The 5,098-nt window shown below is 43.6% G+C and carries 7 protein-coding genes; all 7 read right to left on the bottom strand.

The features are described from left to right. Window positions 1-130 precede the first annotated feature (130 nt). Complete coding sequence (locus A3761_RS21925; protein WP_068553602.1) at window positions 131-529, bottom strand: nucleotidyltransferase domain-containing protein; 399 nt, start codon at window positions 527-529, stop codon at window positions 131-133. A 479-nt stretch (window positions 530-1,008) separates the two neighbouring features. Beyond that, window positions 1,009-1,479 (bottom strand): hypothetical protein, encoded by a 471-nt coding sequence (locus tag A3761_RS21920; RefSeq protein ID WP_197470137.1) that lies wholly within the window; start codon window positions 1,477-1,479, stop codon window positions 1,009-1,011. Window positions 1,480-1,505: 26 nt separating this feature from the next. Next, a complete protein-coding gene (locus tag A3761_RS21915) occupies window positions 1,506-1,805 on the bottom strand; it encodes a nucleotidyltransferase domain-containing protein (RefSeq protein WP_068553729.1) in 300 nt (99 codons plus the stop codon). Window positions 1,806-2,342: 537 nt separating this feature from the next. After that, the gene (locus A3761_RS21910; RefSeq protein WP_068567985.1) at window positions 2,343-2,822 is read right to left on the bottom strand and encodes a hypothetical protein; all 480 of its coding nucleotides are present in this window, start codon (window positions 2,820-2,822) and stop codon (window positions 2,343-2,345) included. Next, a complete protein-coding gene (locus A3761_RS21905) occupies window positions 2,819-3,118 on the bottom strand; it encodes a nucleotidyltransferase domain-containing protein (protein ID WP_068508309.1) in 300 nt (99 codons plus the stop codon). The genes A3761_RS21910 and A3761_RS21905 overlap by 4 nt, the downstream gene beginning before the upstream one ends. A gap of 506 nt (window positions 3,119-3,624) precedes the next feature. Then, window positions 3,625-4,656, bottom strand: coding sequence for an NAD-dependent epimerase/dehydratase family protein (locus A3761_RS21900; RefSeq protein WP_068634327.1), 1,032 nt, complete (start codon window positions 4,654-4,656; stop codon window positions 3,625-3,627). A 68-nt stretch (window positions 4,657-4,724) separates the two neighbouring features. Further along, on the bottom strand, window positions 4,725-5,098 hold a 374-nt coding region (locus A3761_RS28050; RefSeq protein WP_197473172.1), incomplete at its 5' end, for a hypothetical protein.

The raw sequence follows: 5,098 nt of genomic DNA, 5'->3' as shown, positions 1-5,098 counted from the left end.
CGCTCTTTGAATATTCAATAAGACAGAATCTTGTTTGGTGTAATTTTGTTTAAACTCTGCCTCGCTAGTAAATTCCTCGCGAACTCGCTGCAAACACCGTTTTATTGTTGCGAGTTTATTCAGTATGACATCATCCATGCTTCATTCCTTTAAGCTGAGCGACAAAGTCAGCCATAATCGCTTCACGCCCCTCTTGTAAACGGCCATACATGCTGAGAACACGCGTTTCGAAAGGCATCGCAGCGTCACAAGCATCATACAGCAACTGACCTCGCTCTATAATTTGCACATTCAAAACCGTGGTCGATTGAAGCAAGTCAATCAAATCAACTTCTGCACAACAGGTATTTGCCAGGAGCTCTTTAAGCTCCCATAAGGTAGATACGGGTATTTTTTTCTCTGCCATGACTGCGATATCCCAGTCACTCGAAGGTCGAGCTTCATTAGTAGCTCTTGAGCCAAAGAGGTAAATCAATTTAACACTTGGTAGATGTTTTTTTATTAGAGAAACCAGCTCGGAGTTTTCCATATCGCTTAAACCGTTTCAGTGGCTTTGTCATTTTATGATCTAGATAATAGACAGAATAACACGAGTGATAGGATCTTGCTTATGACGGCTTTGATATTTTTATTTCTCTGTGTAGGCCGCAGGCCTTTCTGTGCACTCTGTGGTGAACCTGCTTTTGTGTTTTGATCTTTAAGGGACAAACATTTGAACCACAGAGGGCACCGGGCGCTTCGCTGCACAGAGGAAGGAATTGAGACACATCTAAAAAAAGCTTTGATCTTTTCTCTGTGTAGGCCGCAGGCCTCTCTGTGCTCTCGGTGGCAAATCATCTTTTATGTTTTGATCTTTAAGGAACAAACACTTGAACCACCGAGGACACCGAGCGCTTCGCTGCACCGAGGAAGTGATTAAGAAATACTAAAAAGCTTTTTATCTTTTCTCTGTGTAGACCGTAGGCCGCTCTGTGCTCTCTGTGGTGAATCGTCTTTAGTATTTTGACCTTAAAGACTTAAAAGTGATTGAGCCTGCTTATCGTATGACCTTTGAACAGTAAGCAACATTTCTACTAATTCAATTGCCCTATTAAGTGCAGACGAGAACTCCTCATTATCTTCAACATAATCATGAACCAAACGATTTCTAAGATTTCTCGCCTCTATCCACTGTTCGACCGAAGCAATTAATCCAAGCTTTTCCATTCGTCCCAAGTTATTGATTGCAGAACTTGGCGTTTCAAGCATTTGTTTTAATAACTCGGGAGTACACTTATCACCTAAGTGATCTTGAAGCCTGCCAAACCTTGCGACAAACGCATCGACCCGCTCAGCCATATCTAGATCATCTTCAAGACCAGCAACCCATTGGGGATTAACTTCTTCAGATTTTAAGCGGCTCCACGTCAACTCCAAGTGCTTTGCTTCCTTTTCTGCCACTTTAATCAAGTGTCGTAAACGGTCTTTATTATTACCCATTAAAATAATCCTTCTCTATTTTTTATTTAGAGCGCTATTCCTTGCGCTTTAGCTTGCTTATGAATAGTTTGATACGGCGTTAGTGCATCCACCAAAATCACATCTATTTTTTGATCGCCGATTGCCATCTGAATTTTTGCCGCGATTCGAGCAGCGGCCGACGCCCTATTTTCAATTTGTCGCGCCGTCTCAACAAAAAGGTCGATATCCCCCCCCTTTGCGGAGTCATCTACTCGTGAACCAAAAAGAATCACCTCTGCCTCAGCGCCTAAAACTGCCTCTACAGATTCTTTAATTTTTGATACTTGAAATGAACTTAGCCGCACAGCCTACCCTCAACAATTCTTAGTGTTGTCAGTATAACAGGGAAATACTGAGAGCGTGCTTAAGGCGCTTTTAAGAAAACGCTTTCTTTTCTCGGTGCAGGCCTCAGGCCGCTCTGTACCCTCTGTGGTAAACCGTCTTTTATGTTTTGATCTTTAATTAAGGGATAAACCGATGAACCACCGAGGACACCGGGCGCTTCGCTGCACCGAGGAAGGGATTGAGACACATCTAAAAAAGCTTTTATCTTTTCTCTGTGTAGGCCGCAGGCCGCTCTGTGTCCTCGGTGGTGAACCGTCTTTTATGTTTTGATCTTTAAGGGATAAACCGATGAACCACCGAGAGCACCGGGCGCTTCGCTGCACAGAGGAAAAGATTGAGACACACTATAAATTTTTTTACCTTTTCTCTGTGTAGGCCGCAGGCCGCTCTGTGATCTCTGTGGTGAACCTGCTTTTGTGTTTTGATCTTTAAGGGATAAACCGATGAACCATAGAGGACACAGAGCGCTTGCTGCACAGAGAAAGTGTCAGCTTTACTCAAATATCAAATCTGCCCTGAAGATCACTAATTAGCTTTTGAGCAAAGTTCACTATTAGGGGAATATTATCTTTTGACAGATTAATTGCTTGGCTAAGCTGCCCTGCATCTTCAATGTATTCGTGAATCATTTGATTCCGAATTCTTCTTAGCTCTAACCACGTATCACTGCTTTCCAAATAGCCAAGCTTTTCAGCTCTATCCAGATTATCGATCGCGACACCTACTTTTTCTTGCGTAGCCTTGAGCCATGCAACCAACAACTTATCACCAACCGTATCTTGCAGGCGGCAGAAGCGCCCCACATAGGCCTCGAGCACCTCAGCCAAGTCAGGGTTAGTATCTAACTGCGCCGCCTTTTCCTCGTCAAAACCACCTGCAAATAGCTTTCCTTCAGAGTATTGTAGATGAGTAATTTCTTTTGACACGATTCGGCACAGATACCGTAGCCTTTCTAACTGACCTTGATCTAGGGTCATAACTTAATCCCGGTTTCTTTTGCTATGGTATGTATTGGCGAAAGCTCTACACTTGGTGTTTGAAGTATCACATCGGTTTTACGCCCATGAAACAAGCGAGATACTTGCGTGCTTATTTTAGCCGCAACGAATACGAGTTCGTCGATATCGTGCTTTGACACCACGAGTAGGTCTATATCACCGCCCTTTGCATGATCATCCACTCGCGAGCCGAACAACCACACTTCTACGCCAGGATCAATTAAACTGGCAACGATACCTTTAATGGATTGCGCTTGCCCTTCTGTAATTCTCATTTCTGCAAATGACTCTAACTATAATTTAAAGCAGTGAATTTTCATGCCTTATCTTACTGGAAGGAATTAGACTTTGGTAGCCACATAGCGCTTCGCTGCACCGAGGACGGGATAGAGCCACATCTAAAGAAAGCCTTAATCTTTACTCGGTGTAGGCCGCAGGCCGCTCTGTGTTCTCGGTGGTGAACCGTCTTTTGTGTTTTGATCTTTAAAGAAAACCAATTGAACCACAGAGGACACCGAGCGTTTCGCTGCACAGAGGAAGGAATTGAGACACTTCTAAAAAAAGCTTTTTATCTTTTCTCTGTGCAGGCCGCAGGCCGCTCTGTGTTCTCGGTGGTGAACCGTCTTTTATGTCTTAATCTTTAAGGGATAAACCGATGAACCACAGAGGACACCGGGCGCTTCGCTGCACAGAGGAAGTGATTAAGAAATACTAAAAAGCTTTTTGTCTTTTCTCTGTGCAGGCCGCGGGCCGCTCTGTGTTCTCGGTGGTGAGTCGTCTTTTAGGATTTTGAACTTAGGAATTCAATATACCATGGCATCGCTTCGGAAATACCTTCTAGAATTCGATACTCTGGCGCATAACCAAGCTTTGCCTTAGCTTTGCTTGTATCGGCTTGCGAGTGCCTTACATCACCAGCTCGGAAGTCTCTGTAAATTGGCTCTTTCGAAACATCAACATCATTCTCAGCTAGTGCTTTTTGTATAGATACATACAAGTCATTCAAGGTTGTACGATCACCCAGTGCGACGTTGTACACTTCATCTTTAGCTTCGTCAGGTGCAGTGGCCGCAAGAATATTCATTTGCACAGTGTTATCGATATAGCAAAAGTCTCGACTTGTTTCGCCATCGCCGTTAACGAAGACATCTTCACCTTCAATCATTGAAGAGGTCCACTTTGGAATAACCGCTGCATAGGCACCATTAGGGTCTTGTCGCTTGCCGAACACATTGAAATAACGCAAACCAATCGTTTTGAAGTCATAGGTTCTGGCATACACACTGGCATATAATTCGTTTACGTATTTGGTTACCGCATAAGGTGAAAGCGGATTGCCGATATTTTCTTCTACTTTAGGCAGCGCGGGGTGGTCACCATAGGTTGAACTACTGGCCGCGTAGGTGAAGCTTTTTACCTGCTCTTCTTTTGCAGCCTGGAGCATATTGAGAAAGCCAGTGATATTCGCTGCATTCGTGGTAATCGGGTCTGCGATAGAACGAGGAACGGAGCCAAGCGCTGCTTGGTGTAAAACATAGTCAGCACCTGAAACCGCCTTCTGGCAGGTTTCGTAATCTCTGATATCACCTTCGATAAATGAGAAGTTCTGCCACTGATCAGACGCTACCAAGCCTTGAACTTCATCTAAATTGTATTGATGCCCAGTGGCGAAGTTATCCAAACCTACAACTTTTTGGTTTAGTTTTAGCAGTGTTTCTAGCAGGTTAGAACCGATAAAACCGGCAACACCCGTTACCAACCAGGTTTTGGGGCTGTCTGTTAGCTGCTGTTTTACATTTTCATAACTTGTCACGACACTTATTTCCTTTCTATTTAGAGTTGCTCAGGGTTGTTTGAGACAGGGGCGGTATTGTTAATTATTCAGTTTCCGGCAAAGGTATCCGCTAGCTTGAGAACAGTAACGATTAAGGCTATCAAGCCTATGCTCCAGCGCATATTCTTGTTTATCGCTTCAGATATCTTCAATTCAATTCGTTTTTCAAAAGCGTCCATTCTAGCTCCCATGAGTTCGAAGCCTTTGTTTACCTTTTGTTCCAACAACTTGAATTCGCCTTTCAGGCCGACAAACTCGCCTCTTAGGCCTGTAAAGTCACCTTTCAAATCAGAAAACTCACCTTTCAAGCCAGCAAATTCACCTTTCAAGCCAGCAAATTCACCTTTAAGGCTTGCCACACTATCGGTCACTTCATTTAATTTTTCATCTAAATGATTGATATGATTATATTGCGACTTAA

The sequence above is a fragment of the Oleiphilus sp. HI0123 genome (assembly GCF_001635315.1).
Note: the sequence above shows the minus strand (reverse complement) of the source record. Positions and strands in the feature narration are given on the sequence as shown.